The organism is Brevibacillus panacihumi W25 (assembly GCF_000503775.1).
Taxonomy (GTDB): Bacteria; Bacillota; Bacilli; order Brevibacillales; family Brevibacillaceae; genus Brevibacillus; species Brevibacillus panacihumi_A.
Genome location: NZ_KI629787.1, coordinates 303,569 through 326,426, shown reverse-complemented (window position 1 = coordinate 326,426; position 22,858 = coordinate 303,569). Strand labels below are relative to the sequence as shown.

Annotated in this window: 32 protein-coding genes and 1 tRNA gene; 7 read left to right on the top strand and 26 right to left on the bottom strand. The window is 53.6% G+C overall.

Translation table 11 applies throughout. The features are described from left to right. Positions 1-10: 10 nt before the first annotated feature. From T458_RS55040 to T458_RS55015, 6 genes are all read right to left on the bottom strand, one after another. Entirely contained in the window at positions 11-1,375 is a 1,365-nt protein-coding gene (locus tag T458_RS55040) for a Na+/H+ antiporter NhaC family protein (protein WP_023555428.1), read from the bottom strand. Between the two features lie 20 nt (positions 1,376-1,395). Continuing rightward, positions 1,396-2,421 (bottom strand): sugar-binding transcriptional regulator, encoded by a 1,026-nt coding sequence (locus T458_RS55035; RefSeq protein ID WP_023555427.1) that lies wholly within the window; start codon positions 2,419-2,421, stop codon positions 1,396-1,398. A gap of 133 nt (positions 2,422-2,554) precedes the next feature. Then, entirely contained in the window at positions 2,555-2,824 is a 270-nt protein-coding gene (locus tag T458_RS55030; protein ID WP_354702702.1) for a glutaredoxin family protein, read from the bottom strand. A gap of 3 nt (positions 2,825-2,827) precedes the next feature. Further along, complete coding sequence (gene rpoN / locus T458_RS55025; protein WP_023555425.1) at positions 2,828-4,204, bottom strand: RNA polymerase factor sigma-54; 1,377 nt, start codon at positions 4,202-4,204, stop codon at positions 2,828-2,830. Between the two features lie 128 nt (positions 4,205-4,332). Then, the gene (locus T458_RS55020) at positions 4,333-5,373 is read right to left on the bottom strand and encodes a FecCD family ABC transporter permease (RefSeq protein WP_023555424.1); all 1,041 of its coding nucleotides are present in this window, start codon (positions 5,371-5,373) and stop codon (positions 4,333-4,335) included. Continuing rightward, positions 5,366-6,322: a FecCD family ABC transporter permease gene (locus T458_RS55015; protein WP_051410155.1), complete on the bottom strand. Its 957-nt coding sequence runs from the start codon at positions 6,320-6,322 to the stop codon at positions 5,366-5,368. Before T458_RS55015 ends, T458_RS55020 begins: the two co-directional genes overlap by 8 nt. Before the next feature lie 227 nt (positions 6,323-6,549). Here T458_RS55015 and T458_RS55010 point away from each other — a divergent pair, with 227 nt between their 5' ends. The 3 genes from T458_RS55010 (at position 6,550) to T458_RS55000 (ending at position 8,857) form a co-directional block, all read left to right on the top strand. After that, entirely contained in the window at positions 6,550-7,539 is a 990-nt protein-coding gene (locus tag T458_RS55010; protein ID WP_023555422.1) for an ABC transporter substrate-binding protein, read from the top strand. 94 nt (positions 7,540-7,633) lie between these two features. After that, positions 7,634-7,708 (top strand) — tRNA-Arg (locus T458_RS55005). Between the two features lie 225 nt (positions 7,709-7,933). Continuing rightward, positions 7,934-8,857: a tyrosine-type recombinase/integrase gene (locus tag T458_RS55000; RefSeq protein ID WP_144083924.1), complete on the top strand. Its 924-nt coding sequence runs from the start codon at positions 7,934-7,936 to the stop codon at positions 8,855-8,857. A 3-nt stretch (positions 8,858-8,860) separates the two neighbouring features. On the opposite strand, the gene T458_RS54995 is transcribed toward T458_RS55000, so the two are convergent. Continuing rightward, entirely contained in the window at positions 8,861-9,103 is a 243-nt protein-coding gene (locus T458_RS54995; RefSeq protein WP_023555420.1) for a hypothetical protein, read from the bottom strand. A gap of 132 nt (positions 9,104-9,235) precedes the next feature. Between T458_RS54995 and T458_RS54990 the strand changes: the two genes are divergently transcribed. From T458_RS54990 to T458_RS54980, 3 genes are all read left to right on the top strand, one after another. Continuing rightward, complete coding sequence (locus T458_RS54990) at positions 9,236-9,442, top strand: hypothetical protein (RefSeq protein WP_023555419.1); 207 nt, start codon at positions 9,236-9,238, stop codon at positions 9,440-9,442. Positions 9,443-9,569: 127 nt separating this feature from the next. Next, positions 9,570-9,782, top strand: a complete 213-nt coding sequence (locus T458_RS57050; protein ID WP_144083923.1) for a hypothetical protein — start codon at positions 9,570-9,572, stop codon at positions 9,780-9,782. A 131-nt stretch (positions 9,783-9,913) separates the two neighbouring features. Then, on the top strand, positions 9,914-10,189 hold the full coding sequence (locus T458_RS54980; RefSeq protein ID WP_144083922.1) for a hypothetical protein: 276 nt from the start codon (positions 9,914-9,916) through the stop codon (positions 10,187-10,189). 47 nt (positions 10,190-10,236) lie between these two features. Here the strand turns inward: T458_RS54980 and T458_RS54975 are convergent, their stop codons facing one another. The 19 genes from T458_RS54975 to T458_RS54890 all read right to left on the bottom strand — a co-directional run bounded on the left by T458_RS54975 (position 10,237) and on the right by T458_RS54890 (position 22,399). Then, positions 10,237-10,671 (bottom strand): DUF2577 domain-containing protein, encoded by a 435-nt coding sequence (locus T458_RS54975; RefSeq protein WP_023555416.1) that lies wholly within the window; start codon positions 10,669-10,671, stop codon positions 10,237-10,239. Positions 10,672-10,686: 15 nt separating this feature from the next. Then, positions 10,687-12,285, bottom strand: coding sequence for a hypothetical protein (locus tag T458_RS54970; RefSeq protein WP_144083921.1), 1,599 nt, complete (start codon positions 12,283-12,285; stop codon positions 10,687-10,689). A gap of 154 nt (positions 12,286-12,439) precedes the next feature. Further along, entirely contained in the window at positions 12,440-12,790 is a 351-nt protein-coding gene (locus tag T458_RS54965; RefSeq protein ID WP_031306339.1) for a hypothetical protein, read from the bottom strand. A gap of 2 nt (positions 12,791-12,792) precedes the next feature. After that, positions 12,793-13,233: a phBC6A51 family helix-turn-helix protein gene (locus T458_RS54960; RefSeq protein WP_023555413.1), complete on the bottom strand. Its 441-nt coding sequence runs from the start codon at positions 13,231-13,233 to the stop codon at positions 12,793-12,795. Positions 13,234-13,246: 13 nt separating this feature from the next. Further along, a complete protein-coding gene (locus T458_RS54955) occupies positions 13,247-13,825 on the bottom strand; it encodes a hypothetical protein (protein WP_023555412.1) in 579 nt (192 codons plus the stop codon). 201 nt (positions 13,826-14,026) lie between these two features. Beyond that, positions 14,027-14,932: a hypothetical protein gene (locus tag T458_RS54950; RefSeq protein ID WP_023555410.1), complete on the bottom strand. Its 906-nt coding sequence runs from the start codon at positions 14,930-14,932 to the stop codon at positions 14,027-14,029. A 33-nt stretch (positions 14,933-14,965) separates the two neighbouring features. Then, positions 14,966-15,418: a hypothetical protein gene (locus tag T458_RS54945; RefSeq protein WP_023555409.1), complete on the bottom strand. Its 453-nt coding sequence runs from the start codon at positions 15,416-15,418 to the stop codon at positions 14,966-14,968. Further along, positions 15,415-15,699, bottom strand: coding sequence for a hypothetical protein (locus tag T458_RS54940; protein ID WP_023555408.1), 285 nt, complete (start codon positions 15,697-15,699; stop codon positions 15,415-15,417). The genes T458_RS54945 and T458_RS54940 overlap by 4 nt, the downstream gene beginning before the upstream one ends. A 154-nt stretch (positions 15,700-15,853) precedes the next feature. Continuing rightward, complete coding sequence (locus tag T458_RS54935) at positions 15,854-16,069, bottom strand: hypothetical protein (RefSeq protein ID WP_023555407.1); 216 nt, start codon at positions 16,067-16,069, stop codon at positions 15,854-15,856. Further along, the gene (locus T458_RS57995; protein WP_354702706.1) at positions 16,066-16,296 is read right to left on the bottom strand and encodes a helix-turn-helix domain-containing protein; all 231 of its coding nucleotides are present in this window, start codon (positions 16,294-16,296) and stop codon (positions 16,066-16,068) included. The genes T458_RS54935 and T458_RS57995 overlap by 4 nt, the downstream gene beginning before the upstream one ends. A 115-nt stretch (positions 16,297-16,411) precedes the next feature. Beyond that, positions 16,412-16,951 (bottom strand): hypothetical protein, encoded by a 540-nt coding sequence (locus tag T458_RS57045; protein ID WP_023555405.1) that lies wholly within the window; start codon positions 16,949-16,951, stop codon positions 16,412-16,414. Beyond that, positions 16,879-17,169, bottom strand: coding sequence for a DUF5659 domain-containing protein (locus T458_RS57990; protein ID WP_354702701.1), 291 nt, complete (start codon positions 17,167-17,169; stop codon positions 16,879-16,881). Before T458_RS57990 ends, T458_RS57045 begins: the two co-directional genes overlap by 73 nt. After that, a complete protein-coding gene (locus T458_RS54925) occupies positions 17,159-18,373 on the bottom strand; it encodes a hypothetical protein (protein ID WP_023555404.1) in 1,215 nt (404 codons plus the stop codon). Before T458_RS54925 ends, T458_RS57990 begins: the two co-directional genes overlap by 11 nt. A gap of 390 nt (positions 18,374-18,763) precedes the next feature. Next, positions 18,764-18,991: a helix-turn-helix domain-containing protein gene (locus tag T458_RS54920; RefSeq protein ID WP_023555402.1), complete on the bottom strand. Its 228-nt coding sequence runs from the start codon at positions 18,989-18,991 to the stop codon at positions 18,764-18,766. Positions 18,992-19,045: 54 nt separating this feature from the next. Further along, entirely contained in the window at positions 19,046-19,885 is an 840-nt protein-coding gene (locus T458_RS56210) for a DUF3102 domain-containing protein (RefSeq protein WP_051410149.1), read from the bottom strand. A 928-nt stretch (positions 19,886-20,813) separates the two neighbouring features. After that, positions 20,814-21,530 (bottom strand): hypothetical protein, encoded by a 717-nt coding sequence (locus T458_RS54905; RefSeq protein ID WP_144083920.1) that lies wholly within the window; start codon positions 21,528-21,530, stop codon positions 20,814-20,816. Next, on the bottom strand, positions 21,505-21,804 hold the full coding sequence (locus T458_RS54900; RefSeq protein ID WP_023555398.1) for a hypothetical protein: 300 nt from the start codon (positions 21,802-21,804) through the stop codon (positions 21,505-21,507). Before T458_RS54900 ends, T458_RS54905 begins: the two co-directional genes overlap by 26 nt. Before the next feature lie 59 nt (positions 21,805-21,863). Continuing rightward, positions 21,864-22,208 (bottom strand): hypothetical protein, encoded by a 345-nt coding sequence (locus T458_RS54895; protein ID WP_023555397.1) that lies wholly within the window; start codon positions 22,206-22,208, stop codon positions 21,864-21,866. Continuing rightward, entirely contained in the window at positions 22,205-22,399 is a 195-nt protein-coding gene (locus T458_RS54890) for a hypothetical protein (RefSeq protein ID WP_023555396.1), read from the bottom strand. The genes T458_RS54895 and T458_RS54890 overlap by 4 nt, the downstream gene beginning before the upstream one ends. 228 nt (positions 22,400-22,627) lie before the next feature. On the opposite strand from T458_RS54890, the gene T458_RS54885 reads away from it, so the two are divergent. Then, a complete protein-coding gene (locus T458_RS54885) occupies positions 22,628-22,828 on the top strand; it encodes a helix-turn-helix domain-containing protein (RefSeq protein WP_023555394.1) in 201 nt (66 codons plus the stop codon). Positions 22,829-22,858 lie beyond the last annotated feature (30 nt).

Here is a 22,858-nt window from a genome sequence, read left to right as displayed (position 1 = left end):
TCCTGCTCATTTACATCGCTTTTTTTGTATCGAGAATCACCCCGGCTTTGCCGTCAAAACGACGAGCCGACCAGAGCGTAACCAATGGCAACAACAACGAGTACAGCACATACGGCAATGTTTCCAGTGTCGGGACGCCCAAGCTGATCGCGATCACCATCGCCAAGCCGTTCCAGGGTATCAGCACGGGCATGACCAGTGTCGAATCCAGCATCGTTTTCCCCAGGAATTCCTTGCCCCGGCTATACCGGGAAAATCGTCCGATCAGCGTCGAACCCATCACCAGGATGGGAATCGTCTGGTTGCAGCTGATCATGACGACCAAAAGCGAGAGCGCAATCGACTTCCCGACCAGAACCACGCTATTTTTCGTCTCTCCCATCATCCGCTCGACGAAGGGAGTCAACAGTTTTGCCTTGTTTAAAATACCGTTTAAAAATCCAGCCAGCACGATCAAGAGCAGCACGCTGAAAATGGAAAGCATCCCTCCGCCGTGAACCAGCTCATCGATCAGCGTCCCCGTCTTCGGCTCGTAGCCGTACACGATGGTTTCGATCAAAACGGGCAACGGAAGCGGTCCTTTCAGCATGACCAGCACGAGGCTGCTCACAACGCCGTAAAGCAGCGCCTTGATCGCCTTCACACGAAACGCGAAGACAGCAATCAGGACCACCAATGGCATCAGCGTCAGCCAATCAATCGAAAAATGGCTGGTCAACAGCTCCTGGTACATGCGGATTGATTCCCCGGAATCCACCGAAGCACGAAACAAATCGAGGATCAGGAACAGCACCGCGCACAGAACGGCTGTCAACCGCGCCGCGCCTTGTGTTGCCAGATCCTGCTTTTCGGTCATCCCGACATGAGCGAGGATCAGCATCCGGCTGCTGGAGATGGGAGAAAAGCGTTCGCCCACCATCGCTCCCGAAATCAACGCGCCTCCGACCATCCCTGCCGGTATCCCAGCCGCATGAGCAATCCCCATCAGGGAGAGCCCGATGGTACTCAAGGTGCCGACTGACGTCCCCAGCAGGTAGCTGACTGCTGAGGTCAAGAGAAAAGAGATTACCAGCAAGTACTGGACATTGACAATCGACAGGCCATAGTAGATGATCGCCGGAATCGTCCCGCCCATCATCAAGAGCGGAATCAACAGCCCGACCAGAAACAGAATGATCAGGACGGGCTTGGTCTGCCGTATGCCATCCCAGCCAAAGCCGAATTGTTTTTTCCAGCTATAGCCTTTTTGTTTCACACTTACCAGTGTGACCAAGATCGCAAAAAGAATCCCCAAAGAGAGAGGAAAATCAAGCGTTAAACTAAGTACAATTCCCAGAATCAGCGACGAAATCGAAAGCACCGCCGCACTGTTCATGCCAACCAACGTCCTTCCGGTTACAGTCGTGCGGACAATAAGGACCTGGCAGCTCCTTCATCCGTTACAAGTACATTCTGACACGACTGTTTGGCAAAGGAAAGGATCGCTTTTGCCTTGCTTTCTCCCCCTGCTATCGAGAGGACGCTCTCTGCTTTTTTCACATCTTCGAGCTGCAGCCCGATCGTCGGCATGTGATGGACCGTCTCGCCGGCTTCATTAAAGTAGTAGCCGAACGCCTCGGAGACTGCCCCTTTTTCCTGCAACTCCGCAATCTCCGCCTCGGAGTGGTTCCGCCTCTTTGCCATCGAGATGGCGTCCCCGATCCCGTGCAGGACGATGCGGGCCTGACGAAGCAGATTCAGCACTTCTTGCACCTGCTGCTCCTTCTTCAAGGTCTGCAACGCCTCTGGCTGCAAGCGGTCGGGCACATGCAGGAGATGATAGCTGGCCCCCGTTCTGGCTGCCATCTGCGAAGCCAAGGTATTGGCTTGCAGCTCTGCCCGCTCGGACAAACCGCCGCGCGCCGGAACGAACTGGACCGTTTTGAATACGGGCGCAGCGGACAGGTGATGGGCCAGACTGGCGACGGATGATCCGCCGGTGACCGCTACGATGTCGTTTTCCTGGACGATCTGCTTGAGGACTCGCGCTGCTACTCTCCCCAGTTCTTCCTTGACCCAAGGGGACTGGTCGGCATTGCCCTGAACCACGATCACTTCCGGAATCCCCAGGAGCCGCTGCAGCTGCTCCGCCAAATCGGTCAGTCCGAACAACTCCCCGACCAAAGGCTCCATTTCGTCCAGAACCTGCTGTCCCTCCACGCTTAAATTCATGCCGGCTGCAGACACATGCAGAAGTCCCGAGTCTTTTAACAGCTCTACTTCTGCGCGCAGGATGCGTTCTGTGGTCCCCATCGCCTGCGCGAGGCCGCGTCTGCCGATGGGCTGCAAATGATCGATGGAACGAAGCAGCATGTATCGCTCCCGCAGTACCTGGACCAGGTCTGGCAACAGCTTTTGTTGCAACTCCACTAGACGGCGCATGTACATTCTTCCTCATATGGTAAAATCGTCTTGATCGGGACTTAAAATGTCCCGGTGATACAAATTACGTCCCACTTCGAGCAAAAAAAAGAAATGTGCTACAAATCAAATGTAGCACACCTGGTAAAAAGGTTCAAGTTCCCCTGCGCTGAAATTCCTGATCCAGCTCCGCCAGTGTTACGACGTGCGTGATGGAGCGAAACACCACTTCTCCATCAATCGCTACCGCCGGAATCACCAGCATGAATTCCTCGTGCAGCGCGGGGTCTGACTCGATGTCGACAACTCGCAGATCCAAGGGATAGACCGCGCCAAGGATTCGTATCGACTCCTCCACCTCGTCGCACAGCTTGCAGTTTTTTCTCCCGTAGAGAACGATCTCCATACGATTCGACTCACTCAACGTTTAAAACCTCTTTCGTTTGGCTGAGGAAGGGATGAGCATTTCCTCCCGATACTTGGCTACCGTCCGGCGCGAGATCTCGATTCCTTCCGCAAGCAGCATTTCCGACAGCTTTTGATCGGACAGCGGCGCTTTCCGGTCCTCTTGCTCGATCAGCGCCTTGATTCGGCGTTTGACACTCTCCGAGGAGGCAGACTCCCCGCTCGCCGTAGCCAGCGCAGAGGTGAAAAAGTACTTCAATTCAAAGATCCCCCGCGGCGTCTGAACGTATTTATTGCTCGTCGCGCGGCTGATCGTCGATTCGTGCAAGCCGACCTTCTCCGCGATTTCCTTTTGCGTCATCGGCTTGAGGTAGTGAATCCCCCGCTCGAAAAAGTCCAGCTGCAGCTCGACGATGGCCTGTGTGACCCGCAGCAAGGTCAAGCGCCTCTGCTCCAGGCTTTTTGCCAGCCACATCGCGGCGTTCAGCTTGTCGTGGATGAACTGCTTTGCTTCCTCCTGGCTCTTTTGCTGATTCAGCATTTTTTCGTAAAAAGGGCTAATTTTCAAACGCGGTGTAGCGACGTCGTTTACGAGGACGACATACTCGCTCCCTACCTTTTCGACGGAGACATCCGGGATCACATATCGGGTGTCCGTAGATGAAAAGGCTGCTCCTGGACGCGGATTCAGCGTGCGCACGAGATCGGCCATCGCCTGCACGTCCAGGACCGTACAGCCTACTTTATCTGCGATCCGCTGATAGCGATTGTCCGCCAGATCCTGAAGATGATGGCGCACCACCTGAACGATCTTTTCGTCATCCAGCGCCAGATGCTCCAGCTGCAGCAGGAGGCATTCCTCCAGATTGCGTGCCGCCACTCCCACCGGATCGAAATGCTGCAGGATGGACAGAACGTCCTCGACCTCCTGCAAATCTGCCTGAAGGGCAGCCGCTGCTTCCTCTGTGCTTACCTCCAGATAGCCCTTTTCGTCCAGATTGCCGATCAAAAACAGGGCGATTTCCTTTTGCCCGGGCGTGAACCCTTTTACATAGCCGAGTTGCGTCTCCAGGTGCTGATAGAGCGTCAAAGAGCCCTGCGAGACGTGATCCAGCGGATTGTAAGTGCTGTCATTTTTCATCGGCGAAAAATCGCCTGTCGCTCGATTGCCTACGATCTCTTTCCAGTCCAATTCGTGAGTCGGCTTTTCCACTCGGGTCGAAGCTGTCTCCCCAGCCGCTTCCTGCAGTTCAATCACGGGATTTTCTATCGCTTGTTCATGCAAGTAAGAGATTAAATCAATCGTGGAATATTGCAAGATCGTAATCGCTTGACGCAGTTCCGGTGTCATGACCAATCTGAGTGTCTGCTCTTGATATAACCCCATTCCCATGTTCATGAAGCTGCCCTCCCCCCACTGCTTCTGACTGTACTCCCTGATCCCATTATATTCGTTCTCTCTTGCAATTTTCCTGCCAAAAGTTGATTATTCGTCAGCGGGGAGCGGACTTTCATACAGGAATGGTGTTATGCTTGTCGACTTTTGTATAGAAGAAACAGAAAAAACGGGGCCCCGACCGCCGCGGTAAAAACGCCTGCTGGGACATCGAGAGGAAGAAACAGCGTCCTGGCCGCCAAATCGGCGATCAAGACAAACAAGGCTCCCAAGCAAGCTGACGCAGGCAGCAAGCTGCCAAAGGACGAGCCGACCAGCTTTCGCGCCATATGCGGAGCCATCAGCCCGACAAAGCCGATTCCGCCGCCAATCCCGACCGCTGCAGCAGCCAGAGCTACACTCACAGCAATCATGAGCAGACGCTTGCGCTCGACTGATACTCCTACCCCGTGTGCTATATCCTCACCCAGCTCCTGTGCATTCAATGTTCTGGCGTTCATGAGCGCGATCAGGACAAATACGATAGTCCAGGGAAGCAAAGTGAACACATGATCCCACGAGCTTCCATACACCGTGCCCGACATCCAGCTCATCGCCTGAGCGGCCATATACAGCGGTCCGGAGATCAGGAAGAAGATCGTGAGGGCTGCCATTGCTGTCGAGATCGAGACGCCGATCAGCGCAAAGCGAAACGGAGACAGCCCCCGCTTCCAGGATGCCATATAGGTGAGGAATGCAGCGAAAAGCCCGCCGACCAACGCTACAAATGGCAGCCAATGAATGCTGTGGGCCCCGTTGGAATAGGCAATATAGGCTACTGCGGCAGCCGCTGCTCCATTCGTGGTTCCGATCAGATCCGGGGATGCCAACGGATTTCGAATCAAAGCCTGCAGAATCGCACCCGATACAGCCAGCGATGCCCCCACTAGGACTGCCACCGCAATGCGCGGCAGCCTCAGCTCCAGCACCACCAGTTGATGCGTATTTTCGCCCAGCCCGACCAGACTTTTCAAAACCTCCATGACAGGGATCTGAATGCTGCCCAGTCCGATGCTGACGATGCTGACCCCCGCCAACAAAACGAACAGCAGGCTCAGAATCACCAGGCAGCGCCTGTTTACTTGATACGAATACAGCGGCCGTTGACTGCGCAAGACGATAAATTTATTCATACGCCCTCCTCCTGACAATGGCTATGACGAACGGCACCCCGACCACAGCTGTCGCCACTCCAACCGGCACCTCTTCCGGCATCAGCAGAAAACGGGATATCAAATCCGCCAACACCAGAAAAATCGCGCCAAACACGATGCAATAAGGAATCAGCCAACGGTGATCAATCCCGATCAGATACCGGCAAATATGCGGAATCATAATGCCCACGAAGCCGATCGGACCTGTCAGGGCAACCGAGCCGCCAGCCAGCAGGACGACAACGATGACGACTGCGGATTTTACCCATACGGTTTTCTGTCCCAGGCTTTTGGCCACATCATCCCCTAGCGACATGATGTTGAGGGATTTGGCCAGCAGCACTGCCAGCAGCCATCCGCCGACCAGGTACGGAAGAATCATGAGCGCATGGCGCAGATCTCTTCCCGATACCGAGCCGACCAGCCAATACAGGGCTTCATCAAGCGTTACATTGTCGATCAGCATCAAGAGCGACGTAAGCGACGAAGCGAATGCAGCCACCGCTGCCCCGGCCAAGGTTACTTTTACCGGAGACATGCCTCCTCGCCCTGCTGAACCCAGAAGGTAAACGAACAGAGCCGTCAATCCTGCTCCGATAAAGCCTACCCACATCAGCTCGCGAAATGAAAAGATGGAACCAAACAGGTAGAGCGCAAGCACGATCAGCAGCGCCGCTCCCGAGTTGATTCCAAAGATGGAGGGAGAAGCGAGCGGGTTGCGCGTCAATGCTTGCAACAAGGCCCCGGCTACTGCCAGACTCCCTCCGACAAAGGCCGCCGTAATCGCCCGGGGAAACCTTGTATGCTGGATGATGAGATGCTCATTGCTGCCGTCAAAGCCGGTATAAGCCTGAATCGCTGTCGATATGGGAAAATTCTGCAAACCATACAGAATGCTCGCTCCCATCGCCACGAGCAGGATCACCATACCGGCGATGAGGACCGCAGTCTTTTGAAACCGAGTGGACAAGATGGATGCCACGCTATTCCCTTCTTTCCTCAACACATTACCTGTATTGTACGTACACCTAATCCGCCCGTCAATGATAATGATTATTGTTATCAAAAAATGATTGACAGACCCTCTTCCTGAATTATACAGTTAGTCTAGTGATAATGATAATTAATTTCAATGATTTTGGGGTGATTTTTTTCATGAAAGCATTTCGCATCTTCGGCCTGATCGGTTTATCGCTGCTCCTGTTCGTCAGCGGTTGCGGCAGCGGCAATCAAGCTGCTTCCAACCACCAACCGGCGGCAACTGCCCCAACCGAAACAGAAGCGCCCGCACCAGAAAATTCAGGAGACGTGCGCGTCGTTCCACATGCCATGGGTGAAACCAAGATCACAGGCACGCCCAATCGGGTCGTCATTCTCACCAATGAAGGTACAGAAGCCCTGCTTGCTCTCGGCATCAAGCCTGTCGGAGCTGTGAAGTCCTGGCAAGGAGAACCGTGGTATGCCCACATCCAAGACAAAATGCAGGACGTCGCGGTGTTGGGTGAGGAAACACAGCCGAACCTGGAGCTGATCGCCAGCCTGAAGCCCGATCTAATCATCGGGAACAAAATTCGTCAGGAAAAAGTCTTCAGCCAGCTGTCCGCAATCGCTCCCACCGTCTTTTCCGACGAGTTGTCCGGCAACTGGAAGACCAACTTCATGCTGTACGCCGAAGCGGTAAACAAGGCAGCAGAAGGGAAAGCCATCATGGCTGATTTCGACAAACGGGTAGAAGAGGCCAAAGCAAAGCTGGGAGACAAGACAAAAGCTCAGGTCTCGCTCGTCCGCTTCCTGAACGGAAAAGTCCGCCTGTATATGAAGGATACATTCGCAGGTGTCCTGTTCAATCAGCTGGGCTTCGCGCGACCTGCAGCCCAGGATAAAGACGAGTTCATGCAAGTGATCACCAAGGAACAGATGACATTGGCCGACGGTGACGTACTGTTTTACTGGGTATCCGATTACGAAGACAAAGATGCTGCTGCCTATAAAGAAGAATGGGTCAATGACCCGCTCTGGAAAAACCTCAATGTCGTAAAGAACAACCAGGTGTTCCAAGTAAACGAGGTGATCTGGAACACGAGCGGCGGGATTTTTGCTGCCAACATGCTGTTGGATGATATCGTGAAGCACTTCGATAAATAAGAAGTTCACACACATGAAAAAAATACGCTCAGACCAGCTTTATCCATTGCAACTCACTGGCGAATGTTTTATAATGGAAAGGCATCATTATTCTACGCCTGTAGCTCAGTGGATAGAGCAATGGTCTCCGGAACCATGTGCGGGGGTTCGATTCCCTTCAGGCGTACCATACTCGTTATCAACCGCGATATGACGGCATTTTGACGCTGATTTATCGAATGGGCAGACCGCGTTTGTGCGGAATCGTTCGGTAGGGACCGCGTTCTCGATTCGCCCGTTGTATTCGCTCGGTATACGTAAGCCTCCGTTAAATGAAACGGAGGTTTTTTCGTTGGTTTTGAAACGCAGGAACACGCTGAAATCGCACACGGAAAATGCTAGCGCGAGGTTAACGTTGGAAGAGGCGCTGCAAAAGGTACTCAACTCGGCCGCATCCGAAAGCTACCGCCCGCGAACACTCAGCGACTATCAGAAGGTATGGGCGTGGACGTTCGGCACGCTCAACGAGGATCTCGGCGCGAATATACGATACGTGGACGAAGTGACGCTCGATCACCTACGGAACTACGTGCGGGCTTGCTTGGATCGCGGAAACTCCGCCGGGACCGTCAACGTCAGGGTACGCGCGATTAAGGCGATGTTTAACCGGCTGGCAAAGGAAGGCCACATTACGGAGAATCCCGCGACACAACTACAGAAACTGCGCCAGGACGAGAAGACGCTCAACGTGTTCGGCACGGCGGAGATTAAGCGGTTGCTTTCGGTCATCGATAAGAGTACGTATGCAGGCTTCCGGGACTACTGCGCCATCCTGCTCGGCTATGACGCTGGCCTACGCGGGTGCGAGATTAACGCGCTCGAAATCAACGACATCGACTTCGACAACAACGTTATCATGCTGCCGGGCGCGAAGAATAAGAACAGACGGAGCCGCGCCGTCCCAATCTCGGAATCCCTGGCGAAACTCCTACGGCAGCTTATCGCAGAGTCGCGCGAGTTCTTCGGATCAAGCATCCGCTACGTCTTCTTAACGAACGATGGCGAGAGGATGGCGGAGGGACGGATTCGGAGCCGGATGCACGAGTACGGGAAGCGGGCGGGACTGAACGGTACGATCCGCGTCTCGCCGCACACACTGCGCCATTCGTTCGCCACTCGCTGGCTGAATAATGAAGGGGACCTAGTTACCCTGTCGCGCATCCTGGGGCATACGGACCTCTCTACCACCAAGCGGTATTTGAATATCAATCTCGACGACATCTCCCGCGCCCATAAAAAATACTCACCGCTTCGGGAGCTTTCGGTGAGTGATAGATAAGAGTCACATATCGAACAGGTCGGACATTTTCGCGTCTGGCCTTTTCTTTTTGATCGCGAAGTATATCGCCTGCTTCACGGACTCGTACGGCCCGGCCCGGTAATCCCGGCTTTCATCGTACGTACATAGTCGCGTCAGAGTATTCTTCGACAACTTCGTCTCTTTCTGCAGCCACTGTTGGCTGATTTTGTGGCGGTCAATAAATGCCCCGAGTCGCGTCCTCTTCTTTTTCCAGTTCTCATCCATTCCGGATCACCTCACTATCCAGCATGGTCAAGCCGTCGAAAATTTAATCCCAACCTTGGGAATATTGGACAAACCGTTCGACATTCTTTGTAACATAGCGCATCACAACGCTACACAACGGGAGGGATTCGCATGGCAATGGAACGGAAAGCGGTCTGCTTTAATCTGGATGTGCCGGACGAACGCGCAATGTACGAACTAGCGCACGAGATGAATTTTAGCGGGTGGGTGAAGTCGCAGCTCAAACCGCTCGCTCTCGCTCGTATCTCGCAAAGAGTAGCGAGGGGCGTCGGCGTCCCCGTACCAGTCCGAAAGGCGGTGACGCGCGATGGCAAATAAACGCGTGTACTATCGCCAGGAACGGAGAGCTCCGCTACCTTACGAAGTGGTCGTTCATGACGAACCGAACGCGAGTAAACCGATGACGGACGCCGACGTGCGCACCGGATTTTGGGCGGTACTGGGCGTGATTGCACTTGGCCTCGCATTGTCCGTCGCGCAAACGGTGTATACGCCGGCCTCGCTCGAAAGCGGAAGCTACCGGGTCGTATCCGTCAGCAACGGGCGTTTGCACACGGAGGATACCGTAACGGGGAAGCGCGTCAGCTTTCCGGACCAGGAGCTCGTAAAGGCGGCGTTGAGCGGTAAAATTAAGCGTGGGGACGTGATCCGTCGGTGATACGTTATGCAGCGCATCATATCCTCCGCTTATCGCGCCGGGGGCTCTCAGTGTGCAGAGTGCTGAATGATGTTTTCGTATCACGGAAATTTTCGGACCATTTCGAATCAAAAGCGGAAGGGGAGGAGCGTATGGACATCGGAGAAACATTCGTAGAGTTGCCGCGAGTAACTTCAACCCACTCGCGCGTCACGTACGGTAATTTGATTCAACTCGCGGATAACCTCGACTTTCGGAATCCGGTGTTTGCGGGAAGGGCCAAACGCAATCGGTCGGTGGGGAGCGCGCAGGCTTTCGTCGTAGAATTGGCGCTGGCGGATCGGGAGTTTCGGGAGCGGTTGAAGCGGTACATGATCGGGGGCGGACAGCAATTCGTGTATACGTCCGATTATATGGACCGGTATTGAACGAAAAAAAAACGGCCGCTAGGGATTTCTCCCCGGCGGCTCCTTCGTTACCTATACGTTACTGCACGGTCCAGGATTACGTATGTCTGGCCGTCGTTCATGCTCGCAACGATTACGCGATCACCCGGCTTTAGTACGTCCTCAAACGTCTGCTCGACGTAACTATGCGTGTACTCCGTTATCGGATTGCCAGGCACCATGTCGTCCGTATCGAGCCCGTCCTGCACGATCTTGTCGCCGAGGTCACGCTCCGCCATCTCTTCGTGCCGTATCGTTACAATGCGTGTATGGCGCGTTAGATGTTCGGCCACGATGATGTCCGTATGGTCGAGGTCGATCGGCCAGTTATCGACCCTGATACGGAGTTCCGGTGGCGGCGATGTGACCGTAGCAAGCTCGAACTTGTCGAAATCGTTGCGACCTACACGTTTAATTACTTGGTAAAGTTGGCTCACACCCGACCCTTCCAATCGTTCAGTCATTTCGTCACTCCTCTTTTATCGCTGAAATGCCATCATTTGGTGTACTAAAGTCAACGCGATTCTATCGACAACCTTCGGATCGGAGACGTCGCCACCCGCCGCATTGACCACGAACGTGTTCCCGGAGATAGACACGCCGCCACCTCCGCTACCACTTCGATACTCTGCTGCCTCTTCGCGCGGGAGTACCGTCTCACCCTTGTGGAGCCGCGTTGTATAGCCGTCGCGTGGTACGTACTCAATCCCGTGATACGCCGCACCGTCCACTTTCGGAGGCGCAGGAGGACCGTACATCGCCGGTTTAAGTTCTTCGGCGGGGTTCATCCAATCCATTACCTTGTCGTAGAGCCCTTTCGTATTCGCTGCCGAATCGATCGCGGGGAGCGCGTAAAGCATCGCCTGACCGGGTATACTCTTCTTCATCTCTTCGAGGTAGCCGGTGGTCATCGATATGGCGATACGGCTTCCGATACTGAGCGCGGACTTCGCGATCTCCGGCGCGGCCGTCTCTAGTCCGTCAAGAATCGTTTTTGTGACGCGGCCGGTCGCCATTTCTAGCTGTGCGCTCCCTGTCCGGTTGTACCAGTCCGTAAATGATTGCGTCAGGTCATCGATTACGAACGACACTTTGGCGGATAGGTCCGGCAGATTGTTGAACGCGGGATTTGAGAAGAATTTAGAGTCTACGTAGTTCCAGGCGTCCCTTGATGCACCGATTAAATCGTCGAACATTTCGGCCATCGCGCTTCCGGCCTTCCCGACGAAGTCATCGAATCGCGGTGAGGACAGGAAATCGTTAATATCGACGAGAACGGGTTTTAGCTTGGTCAGCGCGTCTTGTCCGATGATTCGAACGCTCTTTTGGAAGAGCTCCGACGTCCGATCCCATTGCTTCGCCGCCGTCTTGCCCGTCTTCTCTAGGAAGTCTTGGTTAAACCCGATGGAGTCCATGTACGCGTTGATTGCCTTGGCCTGCTCCTCGATCGGCAAGTTCTTCCAACTATTTACGACAGAGCGCGGCAACTCGAACCTCTCGACCATGCTCTGCACGTCTCCGCCGGATAGCTCGCGGATAGCCAGCACCGCGCCTTCGAGTCCTTGGGCCGGGTCCATCGCGTTCATCTTCTCCGCCGCTTTCCACAGGTCTTCAAGTACCGCCTGATTCTTCGTCAACGCGAGGAATGACTTGGAATTATCGAACACCTGCTGCTCGTTCAGAATCGGAGAGAGTGCGGCCGCCGCTGACATTCGCTCCATATACGTCTGCGCCTTCTCCGCGTCCTGGAACAATGCTTCGATTTGGACTTTCGCCATTTCGTAATTCGCAGCCCCGCCGAGAGATGCCGTCAGGAACGAGTCAGTCGCCCGGTATAATCCGTAGCCCGCCGCGATGCCCATTACTCCGCCAATGGCCGATTTCAGACCGAGAACGGCACCCTTCGCCGCCATAGCGCCATTTGCGATTCCGTTGAACGTTCCTCCTGCGTTCTTGCCCGAAGAGACGAACCTTCCGAACTCGTCCCGAAGTCTACCGGAAGAATCGCGGAAGGTATCTACCGTTCTTTTCGTAATTCCCATCATATTGTCAAACTTACCGATGGATCTCGTTAACAATGTTGCTGAGTTTCCCATCATCTCCTGTGCGCCGGAGGCTTTACCCAAAGTTCCGCTTAGCACGTCGACAATTTTGCTAGTCTTTGTGACTTGCTCAGTTGCTCGGCGTAGCGGAGAAGTCAGGTCGTCAATTATTCGTAGGCGTGCGGTAAGATCATACGCCATACTTTTCACCTGCTTTACGGTAAACGTCCGCCTCTAACCGTTCTCCAATTCGCTCCAACGTCGCAGCCGTCTTCATTGCCGCCTCGCTGACCTTCCGGACGGGTCGCGAGTGTGCCGGATAGCGTTCAAGGAGCTCCGCGTACTTTTCGATATGGCGATACAATTCGAACAGTTTACGCCCATAAAGCGATAGTTCGGCGTCCTCCTGGCGCTGTAGATCACGCGCTAATTCCCGTAGCCTCCCGTAGTCGACCGGATTAAACGCGGCTGTGCCGTTAATCACGTCAGAAAACCGTGCCATTTCCGCAGTCGCTTCAACGATTAGTGATGTCTTGTCCACCTTCATCCCTCCCCGTTCACCAGTTCCGCGAGTTTCTGAATCTCAGCCGCAACCTCTGCGTCAGATTTTCGTGGGATTCCCGTGCCACTTTCGTTCTCGACAACGTAGCGGTCCGTAATCTCGCCTTGGAGCTTGTACCATAGTTCGATCGCCTTTATACGGGGTTCCGGCATACGGACCAGTTTCAGCAGGGCCGCGTCCACCTCGCTACTGTACGCGTGTAGCTTGTCGCGCGAAACCATGCGGTGGTATTCGTTAAAGTCCGGGTTACGCATCCACTCGTACAGCGTTGATTTCGCGATTCCAATTTCGGCTGCTAGTTCCTCACGGTTCAGTTTCTTACCTTGCGACAATTCACAAAACTCGTTCGCTACGAGAAGTTGTGCCGCGCGCTTCTGTTGGTCGGTAAGCGTGCGCCCAATCTCACTCCTTCGTTTTGCCATGTGACCTCACTCCTTAAATTAAATGCTCGATCTCACGGTACTGGCGCCAAGCGGCGTCCAACTCCGCTCGATACGCGTCCGGATTGTTTTTCAATCGCTCAACTTCCGCTTTTATTTTGGCTTCTCGAAAATGATGAGGCTCGGTGCTTTTATAATCGTAGGTATCGGACCAAGGTGACTTGTTCAAGTGTTCCAAAAAGAAACTAAACCTGCGCATCTTGGAGGTTTTGTCAATCTCACTCTCTTTACCTTCGTCAATGGCTTCGTTAATCTCGTCCATCTCCCGCAGGCACCAATCTACGGTACTTCCGATGCCCCTTGCGTGGAACCCGACGCCCATTCGCAGCAGTTTCGCCGTCTCCCGGTACTTCTCCAGCTTCGAAGTATCTACGCGAACCAACGTCCCCGACGCGATAATGGCCGCAAAATTGACCGCGATCTTATAGAACGGCACCAATTCTTCGGTCAGGATGATGCCGAGTGGAACGGGTACGAAATTCTCCGGCGGTTCCGGCGGCTTGCCCTCCGCAATCCGTGCTGCCGCGATCCGTTGCCGTAGTTCCTCCGTCCTTGCTTTAATATCGAGCGTCATTTATCCGCCCTCCCTCATTCGATTCCACAACGTCACGCCCACGATACACGCCATAAGAAAACCGGCGAACATGCCCGCGAAGAACATAGCCGGTAAAAGTGCGATTTCCATTCGGTCGCCTCCCGTATAAAAGTAGAAGCGCCACCCTTTAGGGCAGCGCTCTTATGTCCGAAAACGTTGCGATTACGTCAGTGTGAACTCTCATTGTTTCTCCTCCGATTCTTTTTCTTGGCGCCATTGATCAATCTTCGCATTCAAAGAACGCCAACTCTCCGCAAACTCACGCTGCTCTTTTTCGCGTCGTTCCTCCGCTGCTCTGGCTGCCCTAGCCTGCGGTGTATCTTCCGGGTGAACGTAATCCTCCGGTTTCAACTCTGGCTTGTCCTCGAAAAATACTTCCGGCTTGTTCAAATAGCTAGCGTATTCACCTCCGAGAGTATCTGTCATGCTTTCGATCACCAATCCCGAGAACAGGGTACCACGCTCCATCATTGCGTCAGCAAGGTCTAAAATTTGTCTAGCTTCCTTCGCCTCGTCACTAAGCGAAATTTGATCTAGTCGCTCAAACATCTCGCCAAGGATTGACCTGTACTTCGCACTTTCTATACCCGCTGTCTCAAGGATAGGTGTGGCAATCGTCTGAAACTCATCACGAACGCGAAACGCGAAAAATCTATCGTCTGCTGTCTTTACATGCTTATGAATAAACGCTTCGACTTTCTGTTTTGCCGTATCTGCGCGAGTAGTCAGCATTAGTTCAGTTTTCAAGGCCTTTAACTCGTCTTCGAATCTCTCCAGCATTACGGCATTAGGTTTTTTGGGTTTAGCGTAAACGATTGAGTCGGCGCCTTCTTTGGCTTTTCTAAGCTCTGCCATGTAAATCTGTTTCAATTGGTACGCATCCTGTAGAAATTCGATTCCGTGTTTTTGTTTCAACGTACTTACGGCATTGGCGCGACCGATCTCAGACAGGTCGCGATTCCGCATAATTTCGCTCATCTCCGCCTGGACCTTTCTTTTTCGCTCCAATGCCTCTGAGGTTGTAATTGATTCGGCGATTCGAGCCTTGTCAATGTGTTCACGAACTTTCTGAATTGTTTTTGCCATATAGAATCTCCTCCAAGTTTTAATTTTTTGGTACTAAATCAACGACTCTACCGCCCGCATCTGCTCATCCGACTGCCCCGCCACGCCATCGCGAATAAGCCCGGAGAGTTTCCGGACCGCATCCCGTATTTCGGCGCGCTTAACCTCGATTGATCCCGCGTTCTCGTACCTGACCGCGCCGTTCAGTGTACGAGTTGCGTTCCGCAAGTCCTGCGCGATAGAGAGGTAACGAGCGCATAGTAGGCGTTCCCGGCTCCCGTAATCAACGGAATAAGCGCGCGGCATCATACCGGCGACGTCCGTCCTGCGCTCCGTCCTGGCCGGTTTGAGGCTATGCCAGCGCTTGCGGAACTCGTCCTCGTAGTCGCGAAAAGTGTTCGCGATAATACCGGACTGTCGAGGGAACTCGTTGCGTAACCGTTCGTCATCGGTAACGAGCGCGTGGAGACATTGTGCCTCCGCTAGTAGGGCGCGGGCCTGCTTCATTCGACCTGACCCTCTCCGTCCGGCCAAGGTGCGCCCGTCAGGATTGCGTAGCCATAATCGGAAAACTTCGAAACGATTGTAATCGCGGTTTCGCCGTAACCCAATTTTCCCAATACCTCACCCGTTTCCTCGAAACATGCAAGCGCGGTTTCTAGTTCGTCGGTTTCTCCTGATCGGTCGTACCCATTAAAACTAGTAACGTAACGGCCGTCCTCGTACACATAAACGTAGCCGTAGATGAGATCTCCTACTGGCCGGTTTGAGTGGTAGACGTTTATCATTCGATGCCTCCTTTTTATGTGTGTATTTGGTACGCAAAACGGCAATTTCGCCCTATTTCCGCCTCGTTTCCGGAGGCATCCGATAGACGGGAAGGGGTACATATCCCCGCGCCTCATAACCGCCAAAAATACCTATTTGCGTACAAGTTTCCGGCTATTCGCGTACAACATCCACGCCGAGTATCCGGCGCATCGACCGCTTCCTCCGGCTTGGTACACGGTACTGGACCGCGATCCGTTTTCCGGCGCGGTAGTAGCGGGCCATTGGCTCAACGTCCGGGTAGTAGCGGCGGATACGCGCCATGATTCCGGAATCCTCTGTGTAGGCAGCGAGATAGTCCGGGTCCAGGCGCCAAAGGGCGTTGTTCATCGGAAGTCCGCAACCACCGACAGTCGGCGGATTCGCTCCTGTAGGGCGGGATCACTCGCGTCGATTTTCCGCGTCAACTTCCACACGAAGTATGGCGACACCCTACGCCTTCCGTTCTCTATGTCCGACAAAAAACTTTGTGAAACTCCGATATGCTTCGCAAATTGCTGCTGGTTCATATCGGACGCCAAACGAATAGCAATGACGTCGCCCTTCGTGAGATTCACAACCACATTCGCTCATCCCCTTCTCTCGTTTTTTATCGCTAATTTTTTCAAGCAAAAAAGGACTACGCACGAATGCTAGTCCCTCTCACCTATACCTTTTTGTCGCCACTTAAAATCAGCCCCGTAGCTTGCGTATTGTCCACCGATTGAAGTCTCGCGCTGCCTTGTCATCTTCTTGCCCCGGCTTGTGTGCCTTTTTCCTCCGGTTGCCGTTGCCGTAGAGTTGTTGATTGCCGCGAATATATGCCATCCTTTCTGCGTCCATGGGCTTTTCAAATTTCCAGGATTGTTTCAACATTTCGTACTCACTGAGCCAAAAAGGATACTCCAACCACCAAATGTAGTTTTCCTCGCGTTTAGTTCGTTTCTTCGTTTTCCCTGTCAGCAGGGCCTTGTCCGCTCGTTGCTTCCGCCTTTGGAACGACTTGATCCCCGTTTTGCACTCTTCGCTGCATGTCCGTTTCGTATTCCGAAGGCTGTCGTCCCTCCACGGATATCCGCAATAGTCGCACCGCTTGACGCGCTTGTCATCCGGTAACTCTTTCAGTAGGCGCGGAGTATGGTCGGCCGCTTGCGCCCTCGTTAGTCCTGCGAGCTGTTCGCGGGCGTACTCGATTGCGCCCTCGCCGGGCCATCGGTAAAGGGTTGTTTGCATTGGGATACATCGCTCCATTCGAATTGGGATCGGCTACTGCTGTACTTAGTGACGGCGCGCTCTAATTCGTCAGATTTTCGGAATAGGAATACGTTCCGACCGTTTCCCCTTCGGTCCGGCTCCGTTCCTACGAGAACAAAACCGCGCGCCATCAGGTACCCGGCGAGTTTTTGCGAGTGGATGACCTTGTATGGCTGCTTGTCCGTCTTAAATTTCATAGTTCGCCCACGCTTTCAATAACGAGCGCATTCGGCTCGACGGCAAGTAAAGTTTGATCGGTTGCCCTTTCCGGATACGCGACCGCCATACCCATTGAAGCAGGTCAGAAACCGCGAGGAGGTCCTGGTTGACGGAAATACCGCGATCCTCGAAAAAGACACGCTCAAACGGGTGCGCGTACCGGTTGTATACGTAAGCCAGCGCCCACCGGTCGGCGTAATCGTTGGTCGCTCGCGCGTTAAGGTGCAGAAATGAGTCTGCGTAGCTTCTCACCCGGATTTTCGGACGTCGGGTCTTCTTGTCTTTTTTCGTAGTCCATAACGCATCGAACCCCTTCGCGCCGCACCTGTTGTATAGAAAGTTGTACGTGTTGTTTGCTAGCGTCTTCATTTGTTCCGGTTTCGCGTTGTCCAGCCACGTCGAGCTCAACGCGTTCTTCTGCTTAGCTACGTCATTGAGCGGGCCCTCGTACAGATCGATCAGCTTGAATATCTCGGTGCGCCCCTCCACCGACGGATCGTAATCTGCCAACTCGTAATTGTCACCGGACTTTCTAACGGATTTGACTGTGTACTCCAAACCGTGCAAATCGTAATAGTAGCGCTGGATTTGCGCCTCGAACAAATACGTCAAGTTGATTACCTCGTCAAAAGCAGCGAATATGCGCGGCGGGAACGTCCATATGAGAAACTTTCCGCGATGATAGAACAGTGTCCCGGCCTTGGCGAAGAGCTTGATGTCGTAGAACCGCCCGTCCACGTACTCATCGCTAACCCAAACGACGCGTCTGTCCTCGTTGACTCCGATCTTTTTGGCATCGAGTAGAATTTTTATGTCCTGCTGGCTGATATTCGCGACGTCAATTACGTCCATGACCTCATCGAGAATGAGCGTGTACCCTGCGTCAGTCAGAAGATCAATGAGCTCGTCATCTGCTTTCTGGAATAGCGCGTGAGTGGAAACAATGTCCCCCCCGTCCGCGATCCACGACTTGAGTACGTGCATCTTTTTACCGGCGTAATCCTCATTATGAGTGCTGCGGAATGTCCGCCCCGTCACCGATTCCTTGATTCGGGTTACTTCGTCATTGAACGGGGTAATGTAAATGAACTTCTTGGAAGCGGGCGCTTCGTTCATATGCTGGACCGCCCACGACGTTTTACCGCTACCCATGATCGCATCGACAACCGTAATTTTACTCACCCAACCGCCTCCATATCCGAGTAATAAAGTAGGATTAACGCGACATACTCCACAAAGGCCGACCGTATTTTTCCGGTTTCTTTCTTTAAGGAACAACGCGTAGAAACCGCGCCAATACTGGGTTTTTTCGATTTTTTACGCAGGTCAATTGCGTAACTAGGTACAGGCATCGTCGGGGAAAAGCGCCCCTCCTTGCTGCCGATCACTTCGCTACGCTACGTTCCGGCCCCCTTCCCTTTCTTCGCGAAGAAGTTACATATAAATGATTACGCGGTAAAAGATGATGATGGCGATGGTCGGGGCGGTTTTCCCCGGACAGCGCTCGGCGTTAGCCGATGTGTACCCGATATTTGCGGCTACATCCGATGGAGTATGCGCCGGTTTCCGCAGTCATCTCGCCAGGAACTCGTTATATGCCGCCTCGATCCGCGCCATCTTTTCCGGTGTGAGCCCGTAGGCCTCCGTTATCGCGTGCGCCGTCTTATCGGAAATACCGCGCTTGCCCGCCTCCATGAGCTGGACCATCCGGTGACTTACGCCAATGTCGAACGCCATCTTCCGATGGGATAGGCCGTGGGCGCGTCGGATCATCCGGATGGTTTCGGGTGTAATCGTCATTGGATCTCCTCCTTGTTCGCGTGAGTGGAGGAAACACTCCTCCCCTACAATAGGCTACGAAAAGCACAAAAAGTCGCCATCTGGCAACAAGATTTCTAGCGTTCCCCCTCGCTTTCTTGATTGGGTCTGGCTCGGCCTCTCCGCGCCTCTCGATGTTCTCCGCGACTTCCTGCGCTCGGCTTCCGCTAGTTTCCGCTTTGTCTCTTGGTACGCGCGGTGGATCGAGATTTCTTCCGCGTCAAGTTGCGCGATGATTTCGGGGGCGGCGTGGTCGGCGATGTATTTGGCCTTGCGATAGTTTTCGCCTGATCCCAGTCCGGATTGCTCTGCAACAATGTCCCTTGACCTACCCTCGGCAAAATTTTGCACAGGGTCTACTGCTTTACCAGCCTCCATTCGTTCCCGCGCCTTCTCTTTCTCTACCCTCTCTAGTCTTCGCGCCCAGTCCACTCTCTCACTGAATGTGAACTCTTTGCGGTTTTCGTTCTCGCTGATTTCCATACGGAGTTGGTGCTCATAGTCGCGGACGGTCATCTCGTCGACCGTTTTGGTTTCGCCGGTTGACGGGATTGTGTGCGTGGCGGATACAAACTCGTCTGTATCGTTCACGAGTAGGGCTAGTAAATCCAACGCCAAACCGAATGTCGACGTTCGTTTTCCAAACCTTTCATATACCCTAATAAATTTGTTAGCGTGCTGTGGAGTGAATCCCAAGTCCTGTCGACACCACTTTTCCCACTCCCCATGCGCCAAGTCATTCTCTTTTACGTGCTTTAGTCTCCGGCCGATCTCGAAGATAGATTCTCCCGCGATCCTCTTATAGGTGTTGATTTCTGCTGTGATTACCTGTAGGTCGTTGGAGAGCGCGGACTCCTGCTTGGCTTGTACATTCATCACCCTCACCCTTTCGCTGAGTTACATATTGTCACTCTGTATATTTCTTCGCGCCGAGGTTAGTGACTTGATGCATCTAATCTATTGATGACCTCGCGAACTAGAGTGAGCGATATCTTTTATCTAGTTTAAAGATGGTTATTGTTTAAAGATGGTTATTGTTAGTGTCAAGTAGAGCCATGTACGGATCGAGCCGTGTCGGGTGCGCTTGACATGACTCTATTTCAGTGATAAGATAAAAGAAAAACAAAATGGGGATACTATACTCTTTTGAATATTCTCCCCTATCCTATTTATTATCGCATTTCCCAAGATTACTCTACATAGGTCTTTGGGACTATTTTGTGTTTTCCTCGGCCTCTGGCGGACTCCCCGCTCAGGGGCTTTACTTATATTACCGACCGCCCTCGTCATCCTCGCGCAACTTTTCGAAAAAAAAACTTTCGAATCCACGAAACCAAACGTACGTTCCTGCGTATAACATATCAAGACAAGCGAAAAGGGGACGCGATTACCGCAGCCCCTCTCCGACGGACCTCCCGCCTTTGGCGCGACGGAAGTTCTCACGGCCGGACTATCTCGGTTGCCGCCGCGTAGTCCGATTTCCGCAGACGTCTGCGGTTTTGCTTCGCACATCCGGTGGCACTCGGTCAAAGTCGTTGGCGCGATCTCCGCCGGTCGGATGCGTAAGGTTTCACCGTTTGGTGAAAAGATCCCCGCCCCGGCGGAGCCGTTCCCTAGCGGTTGCCGCCGCAAAGGGATCGGGGCGCGGATTTGCGCACGTGCGCAACATTTGCCCTCCTCGCGGTCCTGTTGGCGCAAGACTTCTCCGGCATGTTGGCGCATGTCGGGCGAATCATCGGACGTTTCCCTCCGCTCTGCGACCGGTCCACCGCCGCAGAACATCATCGGACAAGTAAGGACTCGATTAGCGTGCGATTTTGGAGTGAACAGGCAGCGAATAGGCGATCCGCTTAAACTCCCGTGACATTTCTTCGATATGGTTCGTAGGTAGGCGTAGAGCCTTCGCAATCTTGATCTTGAGTTCAACCTTACGGAGCTCAAGACGCGTCAACCACTTTATTCGTTTATAGAGTGGTAGGCTTGAGATGCGTGCCGGAAACACTGTAGTAATCACTTGTTCGCGCATATCCATTCCGATGATAATGCCGTCTGTGGCGTATGTGCGTCCGAGATTCCCCTTGTCATCCTGCGTAACAGCTACGAAGGTGGCGCGGTTCAGTTGGTCGGCTAACCACTCAGCCGCATCCTTCTTCGGAATACGGAAGCGCTCGTTTGCGCGTTCGATGGCGTGAGTACTTACGTAGATGTCGCCGACTTTGACACGATGCTTCCGAAACCTCGTGATTGTTCCGTTTTTGACCGTTAATTGCCAACAGTCAAACGAGTAACCAAACTCTGACGTACGGATGGCCCGGCGAAAGCCTTCGTTAAGGTACTCGATGGCAGTAGCTTCATCGTAGCCAGTTAGCGCGATTGCTCGTGATAATGCGTCAGGGGAGATTCTTACTTTCATCTCGACACCTCCTCCCGCTTGTTGGCCGTCGTAACTAATGCGAGCAAGTGGCGTAAGTGGAGGCGCAACGATCGGCGGCGGCTCATGCGATAACCTCCTCGCGAACAAGCGTGAAGCCGAGTTCCTCCACCTGATCAGCGGAAAGGTAGACAACGCCCGATACCGCATCACTCATCGCTTCTGGCACGAAGTCAATGAAATGATGTGGCGCGAGGTTCACGACGGTCCTGTCGATCCCGTCGACAAGGCGCAGGTTCACCCAACCCAGGACCGTCTTTCTCCAACCAACTTCGAACGTCAGCGCATCTCGCACGGAAGTACCGCGCTTTCTACGGGGCTTTACTGGGATCTCCTCGGAAAAGTCATAAACGATAAATGGCATAGCTTGTCCTCTCCTTTTTTCGGAATGTTCCGTTTATTATTAGCGGTCATACGCTCCCCTCACGGTTCATCGCGCAACAACCATACGAAATCAAAATCGGCAGCGGCGCCCGTCCGCAGGAAGAACCGCTCCCAAAACGCCCAGGCGCTCATATTGCGGAGCATGTCCACCACGCGGGCGATGTCCTCCGGGTCCTCCGTCAGCCCTCCGTATGCATGGCCGGACGTGGCGATATAGAGGCCGGGCTCGTCCGTCGGGGCAACGGTTAGGAACGCGAGCTCCTCGCCGTCAACGAGGTAAGCCGCGATCCTCGGCTCGATCAGGTAGCCAGGAAAGCGCTCTGGCCCGAACTTGCGCTCGAAATCGTCGGACAGGCGGAGCTTGATTCGCGGGAACTGCGTCATAGGCCGGTCCCCCTCTCCGCTCGTTCGCGTTCAATCCGCTCGTGAAGGGCGCGCTTCCACTCGTACAGCTCCGCCAGCCGTTCGGTACGGCCGGGAGTTCCGGGGCGGATCGCGAATGTGTCCGATACCTGGCGCGTGTAATAGGCGATGGCGTCGACGGTGGTCAGCGTGGACAGGGCGCGAAGCGTCATACCTGCGTCACCCTTCCGACGAGCTCGATTATCGCGCCGATGGATACGAGTGCTTCCGCGAATAGCGTGACGTGGCTTGTCCATGTGCTTGCGGGTTTCATTAGATTACCTCCTTGTCACTTCGTTTTGCGTAGTACAACTTTAAACGTAGTGTACTACGCTATTCGTAGTGAAGTCAACCCCACATTTGATAAATTTTGTGCTATAATTTTAGAGAGGTGAGTTAAAGTGTCAATCCGCTTTCTATTACGGGAAATCCTTGCTGAACGTGGTATGTCCGAACGCCAATTTGCACAAGAGAACGAGATTCGCGAGGGCACACTTTACGACATCTGCAATAATGAGATCAAACGAGTTCCGGTTGACCTGATCGAAAAGATAAGTAACGCGCTGGACATCGAACCCGGCGACTGGATAAAACGAAAATAAGCGCTCCCATCCATGCGGGAAGCGCTTTTC

Excerpts from the sequence above, each read along its gene's own strand:
- T458_RS55040 (WP_023555428.1), bottom strand. The coding sequence starts at position 1,375 with ATGAACAGTGCGGCGGTGCTTTCGATTTCGTCGCTGATTCTGGGAATT.
- T458_RS55035 (WP_023555427.1), bottom strand. The coding sequence starts at position 2,421 with ATGCGCCGTCTAGTGGAGTTGCAACAAAAGCTGTTGCCAGACCTGGTC.
- rpoN (WP_023555425.1), bottom strand. The coding sequence starts at position 4,204 with ATGAACATGGGAATGGGGTTATATCAAGAGCAGACACTCAGATTGGTC.
- T458_RS55020 (WP_023555424.1), bottom strand. The coding sequence starts at position 5,373 with ATGAATAAATTTATCGTCTTGCGCAGTCAACGGCCGCTGTATTCGTAT.
- T458_RS55015 (WP_051410155.1), bottom strand. The coding sequence starts at position 6,322 with ATGGTGATCCTGCTCGTGGCGATGGGAGCGAGCATTCTGTATGGTTTG.
- T458_RS55010 (WP_023555422.1), top strand. The coding sequence starts at position 6,550 with ATGAAAGCATTTCGCATCTTCGGCCTGATCGGTTTATCGCTGCTCCTG.
- T458_RS54995 (WP_023555420.1), bottom strand. The coding sequence starts at position 9,103 with ATGGATGAGAACTGGAAAAAGAAGAGGACGCGACTCGGGGCATTTATT.
- T458_RS54990 (WP_023555419.1), top strand. The coding sequence starts at position 9,236 with ATGGCAATGGAACGGAAAGCGGTCTGCTTTAATCTGGATGTGCCGGAC.
- T458_RS54980 (WP_144083922.1), top strand. The coding sequence starts at position 9,914 with ATGGACATCGGAGAAACATTCGTAGAGTTGCCGCGAGTAACTTCAACC.
- T458_RS54975 (WP_023555416.1), bottom strand. The coding sequence starts at position 10,671 with ATGACTGAACGATTGGAAGGGTCGGGTGTGAGCCAACTTTACCAAGTA.
- T458_RS54960 (WP_023555413.1), bottom strand. The coding sequence starts at position 13,233 with ATGGCAAAACGAAGGAGTGAGATTGGGCGCACGCTTACCGACCAACAG.
- T458_RS54955 (WP_023555412.1), bottom strand. The coding sequence starts at position 13,825 with ATGACGCTCGATATTAAAGCAAGGACGGAGGAACTACGGCAACGGATC.
- T458_RS54950 (WP_023555410.1), bottom strand. The coding sequence starts at position 14,932 with ATGGCAAAAACAATTCAGAAAGTTCGTGAACACATTGACAAGGCTCGA.
- T458_RS54945 (WP_023555409.1), bottom strand. The coding sequence starts at position 15,418 with ATGAAGCAGGCCCGCGCCCTACTAGCGGAGGCACAATGTCTCCACGCG.
- T458_RS54940 (WP_023555408.1), bottom strand. The coding sequence starts at position 15,699 with ATGATAAACGTCTACCACTCAAACCGGCCAGTAGGAGATCTCATCTAC.
- T458_RS54935 (WP_023555407.1), bottom strand. The coding sequence starts at position 16,069 with ATGAACAACGCCCTTTGGCGCCTGGACCCGGACTATCTCGCTGCCTAC.
- T458_RS57045 (WP_023555405.1), bottom strand. The coding sequence starts at position 16,951 with ATGCAAACAACCCTTTACCGATGGCCCGGCGAGGGCGCAATCGAGTAC.
- T458_RS57990 (WP_354702701.1), bottom strand. The coding sequence starts at position 17,169 with ATGAAATTTAAGACGGACAAGCAGCCATACAAGGTCATCCACTCGCAA.
- T458_RS54920 (WP_023555402.1), bottom strand. The coding sequence starts at position 18,991 with ATGACGATTACACCCGAAACCATCCGGATGATCCGACGCGCCCACGGC.
- T458_RS56210 (WP_051410149.1), bottom strand. The coding sequence starts at position 19,885 with ATGAATGTACAAGCCAAGCAGGAGTCCGCGCTCTCCAACGACCTACAG.
- T458_RS54900 (WP_023555398.1), bottom strand. The coding sequence starts at position 21,804 with ATGCCATTTATCGTTTATGACTTTTCCGAGGAGATCCCAGTAAAGCCC.
- T458_RS54895 (WP_023555397.1), bottom strand. The coding sequence starts at position 22,208 with ATGACGCAGTTCCCGCGAATCAAGCTCCGCCTGTCCGACGATTTCGAG.
- T458_RS54890 (WP_023555396.1), bottom strand. The coding sequence starts at position 22,399 with ATGACGCTTCGCGCCCTGTCCACGCTGACCACCGTCGACGCCATCGCC.